Here is a 21537-nt window from a genome sequence, read left to right on the forward strand (position 1 = left end):
ATGGTCCAGCCGCTCACCTATTTCAAGGAATCCGCTTCGCAGACCGCGGGTCCGTATGTCCATATCGGCTGCACGCCGAATTTCTCCGGCATTACCGGCGTCTACGACACCGATCTCGGCTCCGGCTCGATGGTCAATGACCAGACGCGCGGCGAACGCATCACCATCCGCGGCTTCATCTATGACGGCACGATGACGCCGCTCAAGGATGCGATGATCGAGATCTGGCAGGCGGATGCCGACGGCTTTTACAACAGCCCGTCGGAAACGCGTGGCAAGGCCGACCCGAACTTCTTCGGCTGGGCCCGTCAGCCGGGCGACATGGCGACCGGCGAATTCGCCTTCGAAACGATCAAACCCGGCAAGGTGCCATTCCGCGACGGCCGCCTGATGGCACCGCACGTCACCTTCTGGGTCGTCGCCCGGGGCATCAATCTGGGCCTCAACACCCGCATGTACTTTTCCGACGAGGAAGAGGCCAATGCGGTGGATCCGATCCTGTCGCGCATCGAGCACCGGGTTCGCGTTCCCACCCTGATCGGCAAGCGTGAGGGTAATACCGTCACCTTCAACATCTATCTTCAGGGCGAAAACGAAACCATATTCTTCGATATCTAGGATCGAAGAATCAGGGTTCGCCCAGGAGTAGATATGAGCGTCTCGGCTTTCGAGCATCCATTCCTGTCCGGTCTCGTCGGTGACGACGAGACCGGACAGCTGTTTTCAGTAAAAGCCGAGATCGAGGCGATGCTGGCCTTCGAAACGGGGCTTGCCAAGGCCGAGGCGTCCTGTGGCATCATCACGGCCGAGACTGCGGAGCGCATTTCCGCAGCCTTGACAGCATTTGAACCGGACATGGCCGAGTTGCGAAGCGGAACCGCGCGCGACGGCGTCGTTGTCGCCGAACTCGTCAAGCAGCTTCGCGATGCCGTCAAACAGCAGGCGGGCGGCGGCGAGGCCGCCAAGCACGTGCATTTCGGCGCCACCAGCCAGGATGTCATCGACACGGCGCTGGTGATCCGCCTGAAGCAGGCCTGCTCTTTGTTCATCGAGCGGCTCGCGGTCCTCGAAAAGGCTTTCGAAGACATCGATCGGGCGTTCGGCAGCCGGCGGCTGATGGGCCATACCCGCATGCAGGCGGCGATCCCGATCACGGTTTCGGACCGTATCCGCGCCTGGAAAGAACCGTTGACCCGGCATCGCCAGCGGCTGGATATTTTTTCCGAGACCGGTTTCGCCGTGCAATTCGGCGGCGCTGCCGGCAGCCTCGAAAAATTCGGCGACAAGGCCGCCGAAGTGCGCAAGGCTCTGGCCTGGGAACTGTTCCTTTCCGACGCACCGCAATGGCAGAGCCAGCGCGACCGGCTGGCGGAATTCGCGAACATCCTCGCACTGATCTCCGGCTCGCTCGGCAAACTCGGCCAGGACGTGGCACTTCTCGCCCTGATGGGCGGGGAGATGGAACTTTCGGGCGGCGGCAGCTCCTCCGCCATGGCCCACAAGCAGAACCCGGTGGCCGCCGAAGTGCTGGTGTCGCTCGCGCGCTTCAACGCGGTGCAGCTTTCCGGCATGCAGCAATCGATGGTGCATGAACAGGAACGCTCAGGTGCGGCCTGGACGCTCGAATGGCTCGTCCTGCCTTCCATGGTGGTCGCGACCGGCGCCGCACTACGGCTCGCAGCGGAGCTTGCCGGCAACGTTAGGTCGCTGGGCAAGGGCTGATCGCATCTGCATCGAAGGACGGGAAAGCCTAGCATATTTTCGAAGAAAGATACTAGACTTGCTCCGGAGGTCCTGATGATCCTTTCATCCATGACCACCGCCTCCTTCAATCAGAACCTGAGCAAAGCGCGTCAGGCGGCGAACGAGAATCCGCTGGTCATCACCGATCACGGCAAGCCGACGCATGTCCTGCTGCGCCGGACCGGATCACTCCGTGATCTCCACCGGATTACCGTCGGGGTCGGATATCACCGCCTCGTAAAACCCGTCGCCGGTCATGCGGGCCGGGGAAACGAGGATGCCCATGGCCGCCGCCTTGGTCGCCATGTCGTCGACCGCCTTCCGGTTGCCGAGCGAGATCGCCATATGCGCGTAACCGGCCCGTTCGCGTGGCGTTTCCGGCGCGATCCAGGGGCCGCTCATGATCTCGATCGTCGCTCCTTCGGAAAGGGTGACGAATTTCGAGGAGAAGCCGGCGCGCCGGTGGCTCTCATAGAGCGGGCTGGCGGTGGCGCCGAACATGTCCTCGAAGAACGCGACGAGCCTGTCGAGTTCAGTCGTCCAAAGCGCGACATGGGCAAGTTTCATGATCCATCTCCCTGATGCTGTCCGGTTGGAATGGCGGGCGGCTGTTCGATGCAAGCAACTTCATTTCCAGGCGGACGGACCGCCGCCTGTGCCATTCCTTGTCGGCTGCTGTTAAGCATATCCTCAGCATTTTACGTAATCCTTAAATATAGAAGGCCAAGCGGATTTGGCCGTTACCTCGAATTCAGCAACGGGACCCTGTCGATGACTATTAAATTCAAGCTCGTCGCCAGCGTTGTCGGCCTTGCGCTTGCACTTGCGGCCACCACGACAGTCGCATTCATCGGAATGGACACGCTGTCGGCCCGCACTCGCATGATCGTCGAAGATCGGGTCGAGCCTATGGCACAGATCAAGACGGTCTCCGACGCCTATGCGGTCACCATCGTCGACACCGCTCACAAGACACGCAGCGGCGCATTCGGCTGGGAACTCGGCGAGCAGACTGTTCGCGTAGCGCTCGCCACCGCCAACCGCGAATGGGCGACCTACCAAGCGACCTACCTGACTGATCAGGAAAAAAGCCTTGTCCAGCGTTACCTTAGCGCGCGTACCGAAAGCACCAAGGCGGTCGACGAGCTTCTGGCGATCATGGGCAAGCGCGATCAGGCGGCTCTCGATACTTATGTGACGAAGCGGCTCTACCCGGCTATCGAACCGCTTGCCGAACCGCTGAACGCGCTGACCAAGCTGCAGCTCGATGTCGCGCACAAGAGCTACGAGGATGCCTTGAAGGACAAGGCCAATCTCTCCGTTTGGATGACGGTGATCGGCATCATCTCGCTGATCGTGGTTGGCTTCTCGATCCGAGTCGTGCTGTCAGGCGTTGTCGGACCACTGCAACGCCTGCAGGATTGCATGCGACGCCTGGCCGGCGGCGAACTGACGCTGACTATTTTCGGCGTGGACCGCAAGGACGAGGTCGGCGGGATGGCAGCCGCCGTGGAGATATTCCGCCAGGCGGCAATCGACAACAAACGGCTGGAAGACGAGGCGATCGAAGCCCGCAACCGGTCGGAAGCGGAGCGCATCGCCGCGCAGGAAAAGGCCGAAGCCGATGCATCCCAACGGCTCCGCATCGCGACATCGGGTCTTGGCGGTGGCCTGCGCCGGCTCGCTGCAGGCGATCTCTCCTTCCAGCTTGACGAAGCCTTCTCGGCGGATTTCGAAGCTCTGCGCCACGACTTCAACACCTCGATCGCCCAACTCGCCAGCACCTTGACGCAGATCGCCGGCAGCGCCGAGGCAATCGATGGCGGGACCCAGGAAATCAGCCAGTCCGCCAGCGACCTGTCACGACGCTCCGAGCAGCAGGCCTCTTCGCTCGAAGAGACGGCGGCAGCGCTCGATCAGATCACCGCGAATGTCAGTTCCGCCTCCAAGAAGGCCGACGAGACACGCAAGATCGCCGCGGAAGCCAATTCGTCCGCGGCTCGTTCCGGCGAAGTTGTGGCCAATGCCGTGGAAGCGATGCGCCGCATCGAGGAAAGCTCCAACCAGATCTCCAACATCATCGGGGTCATCGACGAGATTGCCTTCCAGACCAACCTCCTGGCCCTCAATGCCGGCGTCGAGGCGGCGCGGGCCGGCGAGGCAGGCAAGGGCTTTGCGGTCGTCGCGCAGGAAGTGCGGGAACTCGCTCAGCGTTCGGCCAACGCGGCGAAGGAAATCAAGTCGCTGATCCAGAACTCGACCGTAGAAGTTGGCCACGGCGTGAAATATGTCCGCGACGCTGGCGAATCGCTGAAGTCGATCGAGGGCTATATCGTCACCATTAATAGCCACGTGGACGATATCGCCCGCTCGGCCCGCGAACAGTCGACCGGGCTTTCGGAGATCAATTCGGCCGTCAACCAGATGGACCAGGTGACCCAGCAGAATGCCGCAATGGTCGAGGAGACGACGGCGGCGAGCTCCGGTCTTGCCGACGAGGCCTCGAAGCTGCGCCAGATGGTCGGCCGGTTCCAGCTCGGCGCCGGCTCCTCCCAGGCCCAGCGTCACCGCCGGGCCGCTTGATACGACGGTACGTTCACTTTGGCGGCCTGAACCAGGTTCATTCAGATGCCGGGCAACGGTTTCAGGCATTTCTAGCGGCGCGAGGGCCGAACTGATAAGCCGTCGGAAGGCAATGGAGAGGGCTGGATGGCTGCGGGTGTTGGGCAGGAGCTTTGGGATTTCGCAGTCGGGCTTTATGGCGCGCCCGATGTCGGCGATGCCTGCCTGGTGCTTCAGGATGAAAGTGGCGTGGATGTACCGGTGCTGTTATTTTCCGCCTGGCTCGCCAGCAATTCCGTGGCGCTTTCGCCAGCCGATATTGCCCGTCTCGACGGCCTCGTGGCCGGCTGGCGCAATGAGGTGGTCAAACCGCTGCGTGCTGTGCGCCGGCGGTTGAAGAGCGGGCCGCATCCGGCACCCACCAAAGAGACGGAAATGCTGCGCAACGGCGTGAAGGGTGCCGAGCTCAATTCGGAAAGGATCGAGCTGGCGGTGTTGGAGACCGAAGGGCGGGCGCTATTGGGCGCCGATGGATCAACGGGCGATGCAACTGGCAACCTCAGAAGTGTCGTAAGGTTTTTCCGTGGGGCGGAGCCGGATGAGCGGACTGCCACCGCGCTGGCCGTGATCGAAAACGCCCTCGCTGCTTTTTAGGATCGACATCCGGAGCACCAGATCAGTGCTGGCCGGGTGAGCCAGGGCCATCCTTCCAGCGCTTGACCATCGGCAGGTGGATATCGAAGAGATCAAGCGCCCGGCCGACGGTCTGGGTCACCATCTCGTCCAGTGAATTAGGCTTCGAATAGAAGGCGGGCACAGGCGGCATGACGATTGCCCCGTTGCGGGTCGCCTGGTCCATCAGCGCGATATGGCCGGCATGCAGCGGCGTTTCGCGAAACAAGAGCACGACACGCCGGCGTTCCTTCAGGCAGACGTCGGCCGCGCGCACGATCAGCTCGTCATTGTAGCAGTTGGCGATGCCGCTCAGCGTCTTCACCGAACAGGGTGCGACAAGCATGCCGGCGGTGCGGAACGAGCCGGAGGAGAGCGCCGCGCCGATATCCTTGTGATTATAGAGCACGTCAGCCAGGCTCTTGATCTCTTCGGCACTCATGTCGATTTCGTCGATCGCCGTGCGGAAAGCGGAGGGCGAGATCACCGCATGGGTCTCGACATCCTCGACTTCCTTCAAAAGCTGCAGGGCGCGAACGCCATAGACGACACCGGAAGCTCCAGTGATGGCGATGATAATGCGGCGCATGGGACTTTTTTCCCTGAACAATGTATCGCGACGCCTTAGCGCCACTTTCCGATGGGCGCAATGTGCCGCTCGTCGGATTGCTCGCATGTTTTCGGTAGCGGCCCCTCCTACCAGCCGGGTGCCGGGCTTGAGCGCGCCGGTTTGGATCGCCCGCCGCATGGAGTTCATGATCTCGTTGTGCGCAAGAATGCCGGCGCGTGGACGGGCGGACCAGGCGATGCTGTGATCGGAACAGGGGTTCGTGGCGGATTGATTCCACGGCGAAAAAAATTCGCCGACGAGTTCTTCGAAAAGCTTGCGGCGCGGGCCGTGATGGTTGATCATGCGGCCGATGCCGGAGTAGCGGAGGCTATTGCGACGGCGGCGGTTGCCGCGCCAGTCATGTCAGCTGCACCATCGGCACCCATTTCCCCCGCGGCTCCAGAAGCTGCCGGACCGTCTGTCGCGTCTGCGGCGCCGGCCGTGCAGCCTTCCAGCCGTATGTCCTATGTCGTCGCCGGTCTCGTCGCTGTCATTGCCATCGCAGCGCTCGCCGCCTGAGTTTTAAAGAGGAGGGGCCTTTGTCCCGCATCACCATTACCGTCAACGGCACACCGCAGACGCGCGACGTCGAAGACCGGACGCTGCTCGTGCAGTTCATCCGCGAGCATCTCGGCCTCACCGGTACACATGTGGGCTGCGACACCACCCAGTGCGGCGCCTGTACGATCCATCTCGACGGGGAGGCCGTCAAGAGCTGTACGGTGCTTGCCGTCGCGGCTGACGGTTCCCAGGTGACGACGATCGAAGGGCTGGCCGAAGGCGGCAAGCTGCATGACGTGCAGCAGGCTTTTCACGAACATCACGGTCTGCAGTGCGGTTATTGCACGCCGGGCATGATCATGGCCTCGGTCGACATGATCCGCCGCCATGACGGCATGCTTGACGAGCACACCGTTCGTCACGAACTCGAGGGCAATATCTGCCGCTGCACCGGTTACCACAACATCGTCAAGGCGGTGCTCGACGCTGCCGAAAAGCATCGCGCGGCGCATGCCGTCGCGGCCGAGTAAGCGGGAGGACCACATCATGTACGCAACGACCTACCACAAGCCGAAGACACTCACCGAAGCCGTCGAACTCTTTGAGAGTTCCGAGGAGCCCTCCTATCTTTCCGGCGGCCACACGCTGATCCCGACGTTGAAGAGCCGGCTTGCCGCGCCCGCGCACCTGATCGACGTCCGCAACATTCCGGACCTGTCGGGCATCGAAGTCACCGCCGACAGTGTGATCATCGGCTCGGCGACCAAACACGCCGTCGTCGCCGCTTCGAAGGAAATCAAAGCCGCCATCCCGGCGCTCTCGGGCCTCGCCGGCTCGATCGGCGACGTGCAGGTGCGCCACATGGGCACGATCGGCGGCTCGACCGCCAATAACGACCCGGCCGCCGACTATCCGTCCGCGGTGCTGTCGCTCGATGCGATCGTCCATACCGATCGCCGCGAAATCCCCGCCGACGAATATTTCCAGGGCCTCTACGCGACTGCATTGGAGCCAGGCGAAATCCTCGTCCGCGTCGAGTTCAAGATCCCGGAAATCGCCGGTTATGCGAAATTCCGCAATCCGGCCTCGCGCTATTCGATGGCAGCTTCCTTCGTCGCCAAACATCGCGACGGCCACGTCCGCGTCGCGATCACCGGTGCCGGCAACGAGGGGGTGTTTCGCTGGCCTGAGGCCGAGGAGTTACTGACCGAGAACTTTTCGGCCGAAGCGCTGGAGGGCCTGACCATCGACCCGTCGCGGATGATGGGCGACATGCATGCGCCGGCCGATTACCGCGCCCATCTCGTCGCCGTCATGACACGCCGCGCGATGCAGAACCTTGGTGGCACGCACATCCTCTGAGGACAGATGTTCTGCCCGGAGACTGAAATGGCCGGCGGGGCGACCCGCCGGCCATTGCTTGAAAGGCTGGCTGGCTCACCAAGGACCGTTCGAAATCATTGCGGCAGGTCTCGCAACGGCGATACCGCATCTTCAAGATGTTGGGGCGTGCCGAAGGTCGCGGCGATCCGGCCGAGCACAGCGATCAGCACCGCTTTGTCCTTGCCGGCGATCTCGTCAAGATGGCGGTCGTATACGACGGCGATCGCGTGCAAACGCTCCTGCATTTTGCGACCGTTTTCGGTGAGCCTGACGCTGTAGCTGCGTTGATCGTCGGGGTTCGCTCGCCGTTCGATCAGTCCGCGATGGGACAATGCCTTGAGACTGGAGGTAAGCGTCGAGCGGTCGCGGCCACAGATTCGGCTGAGCTCCGACGGTGTCATGCTCTCCCGGTCGGCAAGCACCGTCAGTAGCGAATACCATCCGGGCTTCAGATCCGCCTTGCCGGCCGCCCTGGCAAACGCCTGGAAGGACATCTCCTGTGCCACCCTCAGATGATATCCGATCAGATTCTGGAACATGGCCGGGACAAGCATCTCGCCCTCCGCAGGCGTTGCTTGCGCGTCCTGTCGTATCGATGATTCAACCGTCATTCCTGCACTCCTCCCGCTGTGGAAGCTATTAGGAATGGGGAGATGCGGCAATATAGTTTGATGTCAAATTTATATTCCTCAGTCTCATTGTCCGACAAAGCCGGGCGGACTGCAAGCGAAGCGATGGACATACCCTGCCGCGCAGACGCTCTGCTATTGGGCTGAGGTATCCGAAAAAGAAACCCGCGCCGAGCGGTGGCGCGGGCGAAGAGCAGGACTCCGGTTTACTGGCAGATCTATTCGGCGGCCTGGTACCGGTCGACTGCCGGCGAAGGTTTCGGCCCGAGCGCTGCGATCAGCGTGATCACCACCGCGAGCGTCGCGACAAAGGCGATGGCGGCGGAATAGGGTTCCCAGCCTAAGCTGGGAGCGCCGCTGAACACGGCAGACGTTGCCGCCAGCACCACGCCGCCGCCGATCTGGAAGGCGGCGAAGAACATGCCGGAGGCAAGCCCCGATTTATCCTCCTCGATATCGGCCAGCGCCGCGACCTGGATCGACGGGAAGGTCATGGCATAACCGAGGCCGAGCGGAATCTGCGAGAGCACGACCAGCAGGATCGGGTCGATATGGCCGACCGACAGGACCCAGAAGATGTAGCTTATTGCCTGCAACGCCACGCCCGCTGTCATGAAGCCGGTCGTGCCGCGGTTCTGGGCGAGCGTCGCGAAACGAGGGGCCAGGAACATCACGAAGGCGCCAGCGCCGGCAAAGCAGAAGCCAGTCACAAAGGCCGACCAGCCGTAGACGGCCTGATAATAGAGCGTGGCGGTGAACTGGAAGCCGATATAGGCACCCTGATAGAGGAAACCGACAATATTGGCATGGGTAAGTCTAGCGCGGCGGAACATCGCGAGCGGCACCATCGGGTCCTTATGGCGGGCTTCGATGGCGAGGAAGGCGAGGATCAGCACGACTGCGGCCACCAGCGAGCCCCAGGTGAGGAGGTCGGCCCAGCCGGCTGAGGCCGCATTGGTGATGCCGAACACGAAGAGCAGCAGGCCGGGGGTGATGGTGATCGCGCCGGCCCAGTCGAAGCCGGGGCGCGGTCCGGTACGGCGTGCGTCGAGCGGCAGGGCTATCGGCGCAAGGAGCAGGGTCAGGATCGCGACCGGCGCCCCCATCACCAGCGTTGCCCGCCAGCTGATCAGCGTCGCAGCGCCGCCGAGCACCATGCCGAGCACAAAGCCGGCTGCCCCGGTGGAGGCAAAGAGGCCAAGCGCCTTGGCACGCTGTGGCCCTTCGCCGAACACTGCCAGCAGGAGTGCCAGCGCTGCGGGTGCCGTGAAGGCAGCGGCGATTCCCTTGATGAGGCGGGCGGCGATCAGCGTGGGACCGCTGTCGACGAAACCGCCGGCGATGCTGGCCGCTGCAAAGATCGCCAGCGACCAGAGGAACACGCGACGATGCCCGAAAATGTCGGCGACGCGGCCTCCGAGCAGCAAAAAGCCGCCATAACCGAGCACATACGCGCTGACCGCCCATTGCAGGGAGGTGGGCTGCATGCCGAGCTCGGCCTGGATGGCGGGAAGTGCGACGCCGATAGTAGAGACATCCATCGCGTCGAGAAAATTGGCGGTGCAGAGCAGCAGCAATGCGAGCCCCGCAGCCCCTCGGAATTGAGGATTGCTCATGGGATTCTAATCCTTGTGTATGCTGCCCCCGGAGCGGGGAGGTCGAACCGGGCCGGCAGAGGATCGAGAAAGTGTCCATCTTCGAGACCCATTGCAAATTGATAATTGCCATGGCAGGTATTACTGATGATGATGAATGATGCGACCCTTCGAAAGATCGACCTCAACCTGCTTCTGGCCTTCGCGGTGCTGATGCAGGAACGGAACGTCAGCCGCGCCGCCGAGCGGCTACTCCTCGGACAACCGGGCCTGTCGGCAGCCTTGAAGCGATTGCGCGAGGCACTGGACGACGACCTGTTCGTGCGTGTCGGTCGCGGCCTGCAGCCGACGCCCCGGGCGCTGGCAATCGCGCCTGTGATCGAGGATGCGCTTTCGAACATCGAACGGGCGATCCGTCCGCCGGCCGCATTCGATCCCAAAAGCTGGGAAGGCGAGTTCCGCATCGGCATGTGCGACAATCTCGAATCGGCTTTTTTCGGCCCGCTGGCCGCTCGTCTGCGGCAGTTCTCGCCCGGTTCGCGGCTGATCGGAGTCGCCTCGGACCGGCGTGACGTTTCGCGCATGCTGGATGACGGCGCGTTCGATTTCAGCGTCGCGGTGCATGGCGATCCGGCCTCCTGGCACGTCCGCGCACCGCTCTTCACCCAGTCGTCCGTCTGCGTCTACGACCCCGCGCAGATCAAGCTCAATGCGCCGCTCGGCCTCAACGACTACGCGGATGCGCCGCATGTGGCCGTCTCCTTCGAGGGCAATTCCTCGACCAGCATCGACGTTGCGCTCGCCCGTCACGGGAAAACCCGCAATGTCGTGGCGACTGTGCCGCGTTTTTCGGCGCTGCCGACGGCACTTCGGGCGATGCCGGCCATCGCCACTATTCCGGAATCGATCGCCCGCTGCATGGCCCAACTCCATAATCTAACGATCGACCTGCCGCCGATCAACCTGCCCGCCGAGCCGGTGAGCATGCTCTACCGGCGCGTCGACCATGCGGACAGCCGTGCCTCATGGTTCCGCACCCTCTTCGTGGAGGTCGCCGGCGCGGCGCTCGAAGCCTCCGGCTGCAAGATGGGAATCTCGCGGATCGCAGCTTAAGCCCGGATGGGCCAGTATCGCGATATGCCTAACATTCCGAGATGGCAATCAACGCATTGACCCGGCAATTTCATGCTCGCCTACCGCCATTCGAAATGGCACGTTGGAGGCGGGCGTCAAGTTTGATGCATGACCCTATCAGGGAGGTCACGACATGAGAGACTTCGAATTACCCGGCCGTTCGCTCGCCGTCGGCCGCACTGCGATGGCCGCAACCTCACAGCCGCTGGCGACGCTCACCGCCATCGACACCCTGCGCAATGGCGGCAATGCCGTGGATGCGGCGGTCGCCGCCTGCGCCGTGCAATGCGTGGTCGAGGCGGGTTCGACCGGCATCGGCGGCGATTGCTTCGCTCTCCTGTCGCTCGGCGGCACGGACGAGGTGCTGGCCTATAATGGATCAGGCCGCGCACCGGCTGCCACAACCGTCGCACATCTCCGTTCGCTCGGCGTCACCAGCCTCACCCGCACCTCGCCGCATACGATCACCGTGCCGGGCGCGGTGGATGCCTGGACGCGGCTGGTGGCCGATCACGGCCGTTTGAAGATGGCCGATATCCTTGCGCCGGCGATCAAGCTGGCGCGAGATGGATACGTCCTGCCTCCGCGCACGGCGCACGACCTTGCCGCCCAGGCGGAGTTCTTGAAGGGCGACCCGGCCGCGAGCCGCGTCTTCCTCATCAACGGTGAAGCGCCGCCGGCCGGTTCGATCCAGTATCAGAAACAACTCGCCGATACGCTCGAAGCCATCGGCCGGGAGGGCAGGGATGCCTTCTATCGCGGCCCGATCGCGGAAGGCATGGTGAGCTACCTGAACGGCATCGGGGCGCTGCATACGCTCGAGGATTTCGCCAACGCCCGTGGTGAATACGTAACGCCGATCAAGACGACATTCCGTGGCCACGAAATCCACGAATGCCCGCCGAACGGCCAAGGCATCATCGCGCTGATGATCCTCAACATCCTGTCGCATTTTCCCGGCAAAGGCGATCCGCTGGCGCCTGAACGCCTGCATATCGAGGTCGAGGCGACGCGTCTGGCCTATGCAGCGCGTAACCGTTTGCTCGCCGATCCGGCCAAGGTCGATGTGCCGGTCGATTACCTGCTCTCGGACGAACTCGCCAGTGAATTGGCTGGTATGATCGATCCCGAAAAAGCGATAGAGAACCTGCCGCCCTTCGACGAAGTGCCGCACAAGGACACGATCTATCTCTCGGTCGTCGATGGCGACCGCAATGCAATCAGCTTCATCAACTCGATCTTTTTCGTTTACGGCAGCGGCCACATGGACCCCAAGAGCGGGGTGATGTTCCACAACCGGGGTTTCAGCTTCTCGCTCGACCCGGACCATCCGAACGCGATCGCGCCGGGCAAGCGACCGATGCACACGATCATCCCCGGCATGGTGACGAAGGATGGCCGCGCGATTATGCCCTTCGGCGTCATGGGCGGCCAGTATCAGGCGATGGGCCACGCCCATTTCCTCTCGAAGGTCTTCGACTACGGCATGGACCTCCAGAGCGCCATCGACCTTCCGCGCCTTTTCCCGCTGCCCGGCACCAATCAGGTCGAAATGGAAGCCCGGCTGCGCAGCACGGTCAGCCCAGAGTTCACCAAGCGTGGTTTCGAGGTGAAGGCGCCAGAATCGGCGATGGGTGGTGCCCAGGCGATCTGGATCGACTGGGAGACTGGCGTGCTGAGGGGCGGCTCCGACCCTCGCAAAGACGGCATGGCGCTCGGCATCTGAGCCTGCCCTCCAACCCGATCAAGATATTTTGCGGAATATAACGCTAGTCAAAACCTCGCCAGCGAGATATCCAAAGGAATATCTCGCTCAAGGATTGGAGAGGAAATCATGAACATTGATCTGCATTCCTGGATCAGGCTCGCGGTGACGTCGGTCGCCGCCGCCTTCGTATCACTCGCCTCCTTTGCTGCTCCCGCAGGAGCGCAAGAAAAAGTTACCGTCTTTGCGGCAGCCAGCATGAAGAACGCACTCGACAACGCCAACAAGGGATGGGCCGCCCAGGGTGGCAGGGAAGTCATCGTTTCCTACGCCGCAAGTTCGGCGCTCGCCAAGCAGATCGAAAGCGGCGCGCCTGCCGATATCTTCATTTCGGCCGATCTCGACTGGATGAAGTATGTTTCCGACAGGAAGCTCGTCAAGGAAGACACCAGGTTCAACTGGCTCGGCAACAGCATCGTGCTGGTCGCCGCCAAGGATGCCGCCAAGCCGGTCGACATCGGGCCGGGCTTCGATCTCGCGGGCCTGCTCAAAGGTGGCAGGCTTGCCATGGGTGAGCCGAATGCGGTTCCGGCAGGCAAGTACAGCAAAGCCTCGCTCGAAAAACTTGGGCTCTGGTCGTCGGTCGAAAAGAGCATAGCAACTGCCGAAAGCGTCCGGGCGGCACTCGCGTTCGTCTCGCGCGGCGAAGCGCCTTACGGCATCGTCTACCAGACGGATGCGGCGGCCGATCCGGGTGTTGCCATCGTCGGCACCTTCCCAGCCGACACCCATCCGCCGATCATCTATCCGATCGCTATCCTGTCGGAATCGAAGTCCACGGATGCGGCCGCCTATCTCGACTATCTGAAGTCGGCCAAGGCAGCGCCGTTCTTTGAAAAGGAAGGTTTTACGGTTCTGAAGCAACCGTAAGGACTCCCGCAAGGGGTCATCGAAACGATCCCTCTCCGGGCTGCGTTTCGCTTGCCGTCGGCGGTTCTCAAGAGGGAGCCGGTCCGGTCAGCCTGACCCGAATCTCGATTTCAACCCATCTCACACGATCGTTTGTTCTCGAATCCCGAACATTCCGTTTGGAAATCAGACCCTAGCGACCTCGATCAGGCTCCCCATCTCCATGACCGGAAGCAAACAATGCGCTTCCCCAATACCACTTAGCGGACGCCGGCTCCCAAACGGCTCCGTCCATCAATTGAGGAATACGACAATGAAAACCGTTCTATCCACACTTGCCGCTGCCATGATCGCTTCGGCTTCCTTCGCCGGCGTCGCCCTTGCAGAAGGCGATTACTATCAGGGTGCGACTAAGGGACAGGCAGCGGTGCAGACCAACGACAAGGTCGACAATGTCAGGACCGGCAGCATCGACCAGGTTCGCACCAACGATAATCGCGGTGACCAGCCGATCTTCAGGCATGAAAGCCGCGACAACCGCTAACCGGCACAAACCGCAGCTCATTCAAGATACCGAACATCGTCCGCCAGGCAGGTCGCAAACTTGAGCCCCGGACGAACTCTGAAAGGACTAGGACAATGAAGACTTCCATCTCCGCTATCGCCGCCATGATCGCCGCCGCTTCCTTCGCAGGTTCGGCCCTCGCCGAAGGCGACTATTATGAAGGCACCTCGAAGACCCATGCTTCCGCCAGGGTCAACGGCGGCAATGTGGACAGCGTCCGCACCGGCAGCATCCAGATCCGCGACAACGATCGCCAGGAAAGCCAGTCGATCTTCGGCGACACGACCCGCGACAACCGCTAACCCGTCGCGCACGAGAACCGAGGCTCCACGGGCCTTCGTTCAGCAAACCATCTTGTAAATGCGATGGTGTAGGGAGAGCAGCGGTAGACCCGGCGCTCTCCCACCGCCGTTTCCCGAATCCTCCAGTAACTTTTCCGCCAGGACCTAGCCATTAGACCCGTCCCGATATATCCAATGCGATATATTGCATGGCGGCTACGGATGGGGATCGGCGTTTGGACTGGCTGGCATTGAGCGACGAGGAATGGACCGCGATCAGGCTCAGCCTGAAGGTTTCCGCCGTCGCGATGATCGTCAGCCTGCCGTTCGGCATTTTCGTCGCTTACCTGCTCGCCCGCGGAAAGTTCTGGGGCAAGTCGATCTTGAACGGCATCGTCCACTTGCCGCTCATCCTGCCGCCGGTCGTCACCGGTTTTCTGCTGTTGATACTGTTCGGACGACGAGGCGTCATCGGTGCCTTTCTCAGCGAATATCTCGGCATCGTTCTCTCCTTCCGCTGGACAGGTGCAGCACTTGCCTGCGGCGTCATGGGCTTTCCGCTGATGGTACGCTCCATCCGGCTGTCGATCGAGTCCGTCGACCGCAAGCTGGAAGAGGCGGCCGGCACACTCGGCGCAGGACCCGCCTGGGTTTTCATCACCGTGACGCTGCCGCTTATCCTGCCGGGCGTGATCGCCGGCATGATCCTCGCATTCGCAAAGGCGATGGGCGAGTTCGGCGCGACGATTACCTTCGTCTCCAATATTCCCGGTGAAACCCAGACCCTTTCCGCAGCGATCTACACGTTCACGCAGGTGCCGGGCGGAGATGCCGGCGCGATGCGGTTGACGCTGGTCGCGATCGCCATCTCGTTTGCCGCGCTGCTTGCCTCGGAGTTCCTGGCCTATCTGATTGGCAAGAGGGTCCATATCGAATGACCCTCACCGTCAAGGCACGGCAGACGCTGGGAGAGTTTGTCCTCGATGCGGGCTTCACCTCGGATGGCGGCGTGACCGCCCTGTTCGGACCTTCGGGCTCCGGCAAGACGTCGCTCGTGCGAGTGATCGCGGGACTGTCGAAGCCGGAACACGGGCGGTTGGTGGTCGACGGCGAAACGCTGCTCGATACTGAAAGCCGCATTTTCGTGCCGAAGCACAGACGGCGGTTCGGCTACGTCTTCCAGGAGAGCCGGCTTTTCCCTCACCTCTCGGTGCGTCAGAACCTCGCTTATGGCCGCTGGTTCGCGCCGAAGACAGCGGCGCCGGAAAATTTCGATCGGATCGTCGAACTATTGGGTATCGGCCTGCTCCTCGACCGGCGGCCGGGGAAGCTTTCAGGTGGCGAAAAACAGCGCGTCGCGATCGGGCGGGCGCTGCTCTCTGCTCCGCGTCTCCTTCTGATGGATGAGCCGCTCGCCGCGCTCGATGACCTGCGCAAGGCCGAAATCCTGCCCTATCTCGAACGCCTGCGCGACGAGACCTCGACGCCGATCGTCTATGTCAGCCATTCGGTTTCGGAAGTGGCGCGGCTTGCCGACAACGTGGTGATTATGAAGGACGGCCAGGTCGAGGCCGTCGGCACGCCGTCGGAGGTCCTCTCAATGCCATCGACGGAACGCCGCGATGCCGGGGTCGTGCTGACTGGCACGGTCGAGACGATCGATATCCCGCATCGGTTGGCGACGATCCGGCTTGCGCAGGCGCAGATCGTCGTGCCGAATGCTCGGGTCGAAGAGGGGAGAAGCGTCCGGGTGCATATCCCCGAACGCGACGTCATGGTCGCCACCCAGCGGCCGGAGGGGTTGAGCGCCCTCAACATCCTGGAAGGCGCGATTGCGGCGATCGAGCCGGACGGCGACGGCATGGTTCGCATCCGCATCCGCTGCGGCGGGGACATGGTGCTCGCCCGCATCACCGCGCTTTCGGCGGACCGCCTCGACCTGAGGCTCGAAAAGCCGGTATTTGCGGTGATCAAGACGGTGGCTCTGGAGCGGTAGCGTGGACTGATCTTCAGCGAGTTGTGAACTATGGATTACAAATGATCCAAGTTCGCAAAACGGCAGCTTTCTCAAAGTGGTTCGGGGAACTTCGCGACGATAATGCCCGAATGCGAATAGTTGCACGCATTCGCCGTACGGAGATTGGCAATCTTGGCGATGTGAAGCCCCGTCGGCGAGGGGTAGGAGGCGCGTATTGCTTACGGTCCCGGCTACCGGCTCTATTTCACTCAGCAGGGCCGAGAAATCGTTGTCCTGCTCTGCGGTGGGGACAAGAGCATCCAAAGCAAGGACATCGCTTCGGCAAAACAGATGGCGAAGGAGATATGACAATGCCTATCGAAACGGCGAAATGGGACGTTCAGGATTATCTGAAGACGTGTGAAGCGTCTTCTGAAACAAATTTTGCACACGCGTACATTTTGTCATCCGGGTGTTAAGGAGCGTCGCTAGACCGCTTCCTGTTGATGATCTTCAGCGCTTCCGCAGCTCCGGCCGATAGGCCTCTCAGGGTTCGGAAGAAGCCATTTCGCTCTTCGGGGAGTAAACCATGACTGTTCTTCCGATACTCAAGTCCGCCACGCTTGCGGCAGTTCTCTTCGCCTCGACCGCGGTCTTCGCCTCCGCCAAGGATGTAACCATTTCCGTCTGGTCCGGCGGTTCCGGGCCGAACGATAACTATCGTACCGATGCGTTCGACATCGCTGCCGATATTCTCGAACGCGAAGCCGCCATCCGCGGCGAGCAACTCAACATCATCGTACAGAAGACGCCGTATTCCGGCTGGGAGGATTTCAAGCAGGCCCTGACGCTCGCCGCCGAGGCCAAGAAGGCTCCGAACATTGTCGCCACCGGCCATGAAGACATCGGCCCCTGGGCGCAGGCCGGCCTCATCGTTCCGGTCGAGAATTTCATCGACCTCGATAGCTGGCCGATCAGCGATATCTATCCGAACCTGATGGAGATCACCTCCTTCAACGGCGCCGTCTACGGCATCCCGCAGGACGCAGAATCCCGGCCGTTCTTCTTCTGGAAGCCCTACATGAAGGCGATCGGTTATAGCGATGCGGATATCGAAGCTCTGCCGGCCAAGGTCGAAAAGGGCGAGTACACGCTGAAGAACGTCCTGGAAGACGCCAAGAAGATGCAGGACAAGGGCCTCGTCCAGGCCGGCTACGGCTTTTATCCGCGCACCAATAACGGCCCGGACTACTGGCAGTTCTACACGTCCTTCGGCGGCGTGATGGAAGAGGAAGGCAAACTCGTCTTCGACAAGGCTGCGATGAAGCGCACCTACCAGTATTTCGCCGATCTCGTGAAGGCCGGCGTCACCAAGAAGAACCATATCGGCATGCCGGGCGACCAGTGGTGGAAGGAAGTCGCCACCGGCAAGGCCGGCATCTGGCACGGCGGCACCTGGCATTATGCCCGTCTCGTCAACCAGGAAGGCCTGAAGGACTTCTTCGCCAACGTTCAGTTCACGCTGGTACCGGCCGGTGAAGGCGGCAAGGCCAACACGCTGACCCATCCGCTGGCCTACCTGCTGATGGCCGGCCATACCGAAGAAGAGACCCAGATCGCGGCCGACCTGATCAAGATCGCCTCTGAGCCGCGTATCAATGCGCTGCATGCGATCAAGTCCGCCCATCTCGGCATCTCGCCTTCCGAAACCAAGGTCGACCTCTATGCGGCCAACCGCTGGGCTTCGGAAGCCACCGAACGTCTTCTGCCGCATGCCAACGCCATGCCGAACAATGCCGATTTCGGCAAGTACTGGACGATCATGTGGAAGAATTTCGAAGCCTCCTGGACGGGTGCGAAGACGGCCGATGTCGCAGTCAACGATGCCGAAGCCGAGCTGAAGTCGGCGCTCGGCGCAGCGATCATCATCCGCTGATACCAAGCGGCTTATCTCGCTCGCACAGGGCAGGATAAGTCGTTGACTGTTCGGGCGAGACTCCTCGCCCCAAACTGTGGGCGGCGCTCGCTCCGCCGCCCATACCCCATCCGTCTCCCAAGGCTTCACCCATGCGAACGTCACGAACGCTCGGACTGGTGATGATTGCACCTGCTGCAGTCATGATCTCCCTGTTCTTCCTGATGCCGGTCATCCTGACCGCCATCTTCGCCATGACCAATATGAGCACCGCGACCGGCATTTCCGGCGGGGCCTGGCAGGTCACGCAAGGCGCCGTCAACCGCCTGAAGACCGCCATGCCGGAGCTCGCCAACGGTATTGCCGAGCCGCGCTTCGTGGTCGACGAGGAAGGGCTTGCAGCGCTGGAGGCCTTGAAGCTCAAGGCCGGGTTCACCACCGAACTGCGCACCAGCCACATGGGCGAGGTATTTCCCTCGCGGCGGGAGGCGGAGCGCGTGATCAAGGCGCTGAAGGACCGACCCTCGACCCGCGAGGTCAAGCAGATTTCCGACCTCTTCAATCGCTCGGTTCTCAATACCCGTTTCGAGACCCGCGACGAGCTGATGGCGAGCCTCAAGAAGCTCGGCTTCACGCTGACGCCGGCCGAACAGGATACGGTCGCCAAAGCCACCTATACCGGCTGGGTCTGGACGACGGAAAACTTCCGGATCATTGGCAATTCGCCGGACATGGCGCAGATCTTCTTGAACACCGCCTTCTATGTCTCGGTGACGCTGCTCCTATTCAACGTCAGCTACGCGCTCTTCCTCGCTATCACCACCCATTACATGCCGGCTTCGACCGCATCCATCTTCCGCGCCATCTGGCTGCTGCCGCGCATCACGCCGGTCGTCATCTATGTGCTGCTGTGGAAATGGCTGACCTGGGACAGCGGTTTCATCTCGATGTTCGTGGGCCAGTTCGGTTATCCGCCGAAAAACTACCTGCTCGACAGCGCCTATAACGCCTGGTTCTTCGTGATCCTGATCAACGGCTTCATCGGCGCCTCGATGGGCATGCTGGTCTTCTCTTCCGCGATCAAGGCGATCCCGCAGACTCAGTTCCATGCAAGCGAGGTGGACGGCGCCAGCCGCTGGCAACAGGTCCGCCACGTCATCCTGCCGCAGCTGCGCTGGCCGATCCTGTTCGTTACCTGCTACCAGACGCTGTCGCTCCTGGCGTCCTTCAACGAAATCCTCCTATCGACCCGCGGCGGGCCGGGGAAGGCGACGGAAGTCTGGTCTCTCGCCGCCTTCCACACCGCGCTCAACAACTATACCGGCAATCTGGAATACGGCCTGGGCGCCGCTATGGCGCTGGTGCTGGTGGTGGTCGGCATCGTGCTGTCGCTCATCTACCTGCGCATCTTCCGTTACGATACGCTGATCTCCAAGCCGCTGATCGAGGATTGACCATGGTCGAAAAACCACAAATTTCGTCAAGCATGGTCTCGGCGAATTTCTCGAGCCTCCCCGTGATCTTGCTGCTCGGCCTTTTCAGCCTGCCGCTGCTGGTAATGTATGCCTATCTCTTCATCGACACGATCAGCGATACGGAAGTCGGCTCGCTGATTCCGAGCGAGTTCACCCTCCGCCATTGGAGCTTCCTCTGGGAGACCAAGACCGGCAAGCCGAACATCTGGCTCGTCACGCTCAACACCTTCATCTTCGCAAGCTGCATCACCGGCGTCATCCTCATCGTCTCGTCGATGGCGGGTTACGTGCTCTCGCGCCTCAACGTGCCGGCGCGTGGCTTCTTCCTCGCCGGCGTCATGGTGCTGCACGCCTTTCCGTCGGTGACGCTGATCATCGCCATCTTCATCGTGCTGCAGTGGATCGGCCTCTACAATTCGCTGATCGGGGTGATCCTGGTGAAGGCTGCGGTCGAACTTCCGCTCGGCATCTGGCTGATGAAGGGGTTCTACGACACCGTGCCCTGGGAGATCGAGATGGCCGGGACAGTTGACGGCGCGTCGCGCTTCACGGTCTGGCGCCGGCTCGTGCTGCCGCAGATCAAGCCGGCGGTGATGGCGCTCGGGCTCTTTTCCTTCCTCACCGGCTGGAGCGAGTTCATCATGCCGCAGGTGCTGGCGCCAGGCGCGAAGGTGCAGGTCCTGTCGGTCTATCTGGCCAGCCTGATCATCGACGACAACAATTTCGATTTCGGCACCTTCAAGGCCGTCGGCGTCTTCTACGTCGTGCCGGTGCTGATCCTGTACGTCTTTTTCCAGAAGCATCTCATGAACATCTATGGCGGAGGCAGCAAGGGCTGATGCGTATCCTGCTCGACAAGTTTTCCAAGAGTTTCGGCTCCACCAATATCATCGAGGACATGAACCTCGAGGTCGGTTCCGGCGAAATGCTGGCCCTGCTCGGGCCTTCCGGCTGCGGCAAGTCGACGACGCTGTTTGCCGTCTGCGGCATCCACCGGCCGACCTCCGGCCGCATCCTGTTCGGCACACGGGATGTCACCGACCTGCCGAGCCAGGAGCGCAATGTCGGCGTCGTCTTCCAGTCCTATGCGCTTTATCCGCATATGACGGTCGAGGAAAACATTGGTTTCCCGCTGATGGTGAGGCGGATAGCCTCGGCAGACATCAAGAAACAGGTCGCCGATATCGCAGACCTCGTCCATATCGGCGATCTCCTGGGCCGGCGCCCCGCTCAGCTTTCCGGCGGCCAGCAGCAGCGCGTGGCGCTCGCCCGCGCCTTGATCCGCCGCCCGGATGTGCTGCTCCTCGACGAACCGCTCGCCAATCTCGACGCGAAACTCCGCCTCGAAATGCGCTCGGAAATTCGAAGGCTGCAGAAGGAGACCGGTATCACGGCGATCCTTGTCACCCATGATCAGGTGGAGGCGATGTCAATGTGCGATCGCATCGCCATCATGAAATCGGGCGAAATCGTCCAGATCGCCACCCCGTCGGAAATGTACAAGGATCCGCGGACATCCTTCGTCGCCAGCTTCCTCGGAAACCCACCGATCTCCTTCCTAAAGGGCAAGGCTCAGCAGGGGGCTTTCGTGCTCGGCGAAAATGGCCTGTGCCTGCCGATCGCCGCGCTTTCGGGCATTCCGGACGGCACGACGCTCAGCCTCGGCGTCCGCCCGGAGCATTTCGGGACGGCGGGAGGCATACCGGTCGAAGGCAAGGTCGTGTTTGCGGAAACGCAAGGACGCGAGAACCTCTACGACGTCGTTCTGCCGGACGGTTCCGTGCTGCGGTCGATCCAGCCGGTACGCGACGACGTGAAGCCGGGCGACAGCGTGCGCTGGAACCTCGACAGCGCCTCGACCTTCGTTTTCGCCGAAGACGGCCGGAGATTGTGATGGACGC

General features: G+C 61.8%; 23 protein-coding genes. 19 read left to right on the top strand and 4 right to left on the bottom strand.

Translation table 11 applies throughout. The features are described 5' to 3' along the window. Entirely contained in the window at positions 1-618 is a 618-nt protein-coding gene (pcaG, locus tag J2857_RS21570) for a protocatechuate 3,4-dioxygenase subunit alpha (protein ID WP_210012134.1), read from the top strand. A 33-nt stretch (positions 619-651) separates the two neighbouring features. After that, complete coding sequence (locus J2857_RS21575; RefSeq protein ID WP_210012135.1) at positions 652-1722, top strand: 3-carboxy-cis,cis-muconate cycloisomerase; 1071 nt, start codon at positions 652-654, stop codon at positions 1720-1722. A 207-nt stretch (positions 1723-1929) separates the two neighbouring features. Here the strand turns inward: J2857_RS21575 and J2857_RS21580 are convergent, their stop codons facing one another. Further along, positions 1930-2310: a VOC family protein gene (locus J2857_RS21580; RefSeq protein WP_210012136.1), complete on the bottom strand. Its 381-nt coding sequence runs from the start codon at positions 2308-2310 to the stop codon at positions 1930-1932. 204 nt (positions 2311-2514) lie between these two features. On the opposite strand from J2857_RS21580, the gene J2857_RS21585 reads away from it, so the two are divergent. Together J2857_RS21585 and J2857_RS21590 are read left to right on the top strand one after the other, a co-directional pair. After that, the gene (locus J2857_RS21585; protein ID WP_210012137.1) at positions 2515-4326 is read left to right on the top strand and encodes a HAMP domain-containing methyl-accepting chemotaxis protein; all 1812 of its coding nucleotides are present in this window, start codon (positions 2515-2517) and stop codon (positions 4324-4326) included. Between the two features lie 126 nt (positions 4327-4452). Beyond that, positions 4453-4959, top strand: a complete 507-nt coding sequence (locus tag J2857_RS21590) for a TIGR02444 family protein (RefSeq protein WP_210012138.1) — start codon at positions 4453-4455, stop codon at positions 4957-4959. 22 nt (positions 4960-4981) lie between these two features. Here J2857_RS21590 and J2857_RS21595 read toward each other — a convergent pair whose 3' ends face one another. Continuing rightward, positions 4982-5566, bottom strand: coding sequence for a UbiX family flavin prenyltransferase (locus J2857_RS21595; protein ID WP_210012139.1), 585 nt, complete (start codon positions 5564-5566; stop codon positions 4982-4984). A 177-nt stretch (positions 5567-5743) separates the two neighbouring features. Between J2857_RS21595 and J2857_RS21600 the strand changes: the two genes are divergently transcribed. The 3 genes from J2857_RS21600 to J2857_RS21610 are packed head-to-tail and all read left to right on the top strand — an operon-like array spanning position 5744 to position 7450. Continuing rightward, complete coding sequence (locus tag J2857_RS21600; protein WP_210012140.1) at positions 5744-6106, top strand: hypothetical protein; 363 nt, start codon at positions 5744-5746, stop codon at positions 6104-6106. 20 nt (positions 6107-6126) lie between these two features. Further along, positions 6127-6618 carry a (2Fe-2S)-binding protein gene (locus tag J2857_RS21605; protein WP_210012141.1) on the top strand — a complete coding sequence of 164 codons (492 nt, stop codon included), beginning with the start codon at positions 6127-6129 and terminating at the stop codon, positions 6616-6618. A gap of 16 nt (positions 6619-6634) precedes the next feature. Then, the gene (locus J2857_RS21610) at positions 6635-7450 is read left to right on the top strand and encodes an FAD binding domain-containing protein (RefSeq protein WP_210012142.1); all 816 of its coding nucleotides are present in this window, start codon (positions 6635-6637) and stop codon (positions 7448-7450) included. Between the two features lie 95 nt (positions 7451-7545). Here J2857_RS21610 and J2857_RS21615 read toward each other — a convergent pair whose 3' ends face one another. Continuing rightward, entirely contained in the window at positions 7546-8082 is a 537-nt protein-coding gene (locus J2857_RS21615) for a MarR family winged helix-turn-helix transcriptional regulator (protein ID WP_210012143.1), read from the bottom strand. A gap of 236 nt (positions 8083-8318) precedes the next feature. Beyond that, positions 8319-9716, bottom strand: a complete 1398-nt coding sequence (locus J2857_RS21620; protein ID WP_210012144.1) for an MFS transporter — start codon at positions 9714-9716, stop codon at positions 8319-8321. A 129-nt stretch (positions 9717-9845) separates the two neighbouring features. Between J2857_RS21620 and J2857_RS21625 the strand changes: the two genes are divergently transcribed. The 12 genes from J2857_RS21625 to J2857_RS21680 all read left to right on the top strand — a co-directional run bounded on the left by J2857_RS21625 (position 9846) and on the right by J2857_RS21680 (position 21530). Beyond that, a complete protein-coding gene (locus J2857_RS21625; RefSeq protein ID WP_210012458.1) occupies positions 9846-10808 on the top strand; it encodes a LysR family transcriptional regulator in 963 nt (320 codons plus the stop codon). Between the two features lie 154 nt (positions 10809-10962). Further along, a complete protein-coding gene (ggt, locus tag J2857_RS21630) occupies positions 10963-12555 on the top strand; it encodes a gamma-glutamyltransferase (protein ID WP_210012145.1) in 1593 nt (530 codons plus the stop codon). Between the two features lie 108 nt (positions 12556-12663). Further along, positions 12664-13464 (top strand): molybdate ABC transporter substrate-binding protein, encoded by an 801-nt coding sequence (modA, locus tag J2857_RS21635; protein ID WP_210012146.1) that lies wholly within the window; start codon positions 12664-12666, stop codon positions 13462-13464. 292 nt (positions 13465-13756) lie between these two features. Next, entirely contained in the window at positions 13757-13987 is a 231-nt protein-coding gene (locus J2857_RS21640; protein WP_210012147.1) for a hypothetical protein, read from the top strand. Between the two features lie 95 nt (positions 13988-14082). Further along, complete coding sequence (locus J2857_RS21645; protein WP_210012148.1) at positions 14083-14310, top strand: hypothetical protein; 228 nt, start codon at positions 14083-14085, stop codon at positions 14308-14310. A 215-nt stretch (positions 14311-14525) separates the two neighbouring features. Beyond that, positions 14526-15227 (top strand): molybdate ABC transporter permease subunit, encoded by a 702-nt coding sequence (gene modB, locus J2857_RS21650; protein ID WP_210012459.1) that lies wholly within the window; start codon positions 14526-14528, stop codon positions 15225-15227. Further along, positions 15224-16285 carry a molybdenum ABC transporter ATP-binding protein gene (modC, locus tag J2857_RS21655; RefSeq protein WP_210012149.1) on the top strand — a complete coding sequence of 354 codons (1062 nt, stop codon included), beginning with the start codon at positions 15224-15226 and terminating at the stop codon, positions 16283-16285. The genes modB and modC overlap by 4 nt, the downstream gene beginning before the upstream one ends. A gap of 246 nt (positions 16286-16531) precedes the next feature. Further along, positions 16532-16615, top strand: coding sequence for a hypothetical protein (locus J2857_RS31430; protein ID WP_306868634.1), 84 nt, complete (start codon positions 16532-16534; stop codon positions 16613-16615). Between the two features lie 220 nt (positions 16616-16835). Further along, entirely contained in the window at positions 16836-18182 is a 1347-nt protein-coding gene (locus J2857_RS21665; RefSeq protein ID WP_210012150.1) for an extracellular solute-binding protein, read from the top strand. Between the two features lie 131 nt (positions 18183-18313). Then, a complete protein-coding gene (locus J2857_RS21670) occupies positions 18314-19615 on the top strand; it encodes a carbohydrate ABC transporter permease (protein WP_210012151.1) in 1302 nt (433 codons plus the stop codon). 2 nt (positions 19616-19617) lie between these two features. Further along, entirely contained in the window at positions 19618-20475 is an 858-nt protein-coding gene (locus J2857_RS21675) for a carbohydrate ABC transporter permease (protein ID WP_210012152.1), read from the top strand. Next, positions 20475-21530: an ABC transporter ATP-binding protein gene (locus J2857_RS21680; protein ID WP_210012153.1), complete on the top strand. Its 1056-nt coding sequence runs from the start codon at positions 20475-20477 to the stop codon at positions 21528-21530. The genes J2857_RS21675 and J2857_RS21680 overlap by 1 nt, the downstream gene beginning before the upstream one ends. Positions 21531-21537: the final 7 nt, after the last annotated feature.

It is taken from the genome of Neorhizobium galegae, from assembly GCF_017877055.1.
In the GTDB taxonomy this organism is placed as follows: Bacteria; Pseudomonadota; Alphaproteobacteria; order Rhizobiales; family Rhizobiaceae; genus Neorhizobium; species Neorhizobium galegae_D.

Excerpts from the sequence above, each read along its gene's own strand:
- J2857_RS21620 (WP_210012144.1), bottom strand. The coding sequence starts at position 9,716 with ATGAGCAATCCTCAATTCCGAGGGGCTGCGGGGCTCGCATTGCTGCTG.
- J2857_RS21595 (WP_210012139.1), bottom strand. The coding sequence starts at position 5,566 with ATGCGCCGCATTATCATCGCCATCACTGGAGCTTCCGGTGTCGTCTAT.
- J2857_RS21590 (WP_210012138.1), top strand. The coding sequence starts at position 4,453 with ATGGCTGCGGGTGTTGGGCAGGAGCTTTGGGATTTCGCAGTCGGGCTT.
- J2857_RS21580 (WP_210012136.1), bottom strand. The coding sequence starts at position 2,310 with ATGAAACTTGCCCATGTCGCGCTTTGGACGACTGAACTCGACAGGCTC.
- pcaG (WP_210012134.1), top strand. The coding sequence starts at position 1 with ATGGTCCAGCCGCTCACCTATTTCAAGGAATCCGCTTCGCAGACCGCG.
- J2857_RS21575 (WP_210012135.1), top strand. The coding sequence starts at position 652 with ATGAGCGTCTCGGCTTTCGAGCATCCATTCCTGTCCGGTCTCGTCGGT.
- J2857_RS21610 (WP_210012142.1), top strand. The coding sequence starts at position 6,635 with ATGTACGCAACGACCTACCACAAGCCGAAGACACTCACCGAAGCCGTC.
- J2857_RS21645 (WP_210012148.1), top strand. The coding sequence starts at position 14,083 with ATGAAGACTTCCATCTCCGCTATCGCCGCCATGATCGCCGCCGCTTCC.
- J2857_RS21675 (WP_210012152.1), top strand. The coding sequence starts at position 19,618 with ATGGTCGAAAAACCACAAATTTCGTCAAGCATGGTCTCGGCGAATTTC.
- ggt (WP_210012145.1), top strand. The coding sequence starts at position 10,963 with ATGAGAGACTTCGAATTACCCGGCCGTTCGCTCGCCGTCGGCCGCACT.
- J2857_RS21615 (WP_210012143.1), bottom strand. The coding sequence starts at position 8,082 with ATGACGGTTGAATCATCGATACGACAGGACGCGCAAGCAACGCCTGCG.
- J2857_RS21680 (WP_210012153.1), top strand. The coding sequence starts at position 20,475 with ATGCGTATCCTGCTCGACAAGTTTTCCAAGAGTTTCGGCTCCACCAAT.
- J2857_RS21670 (WP_210012151.1), top strand. The coding sequence starts at position 18,314 with ATGCGAACGTCACGAACGCTCGGACTGGTGATGATTGCACCTGCTGCA.
- J2857_RS21625 (WP_210012458.1), top strand. The coding sequence starts at position 9,846 with ATGATGAATGATGCGACCCTTCGAAAGATCGACCTCAACCTGCTTCTG.
- modC (WP_210012149.1), top strand. The coding sequence starts at position 15,224 with ATGACCCTCACCGTCAAGGCACGGCAGACGCTGGGAGAGTTTGTCCTC.
- J2857_RS21585 (WP_210012137.1), top strand. The coding sequence starts at position 2,515 with ATGACTATTAAATTCAAGCTCGTCGCCAGCGTTGTCGGCCTTGCGCTT.
- J2857_RS21665 (WP_210012150.1), top strand. The coding sequence starts at position 16,836 with ATGACTGTTCTTCCGATACTCAAGTCCGCCACGCTTGCGGCAGTTCTC.
- J2857_RS21640 (WP_210012147.1), top strand. The coding sequence starts at position 13,757 with ATGAAAACCGTTCTATCCACACTTGCCGCTGCCATGATCGCTTCGGCT.
- modA (WP_210012146.1), top strand. The coding sequence starts at position 12,664 with ATGAACATTGATCTGCATTCCTGGATCAGGCTCGCGGTGACGTCGGTC.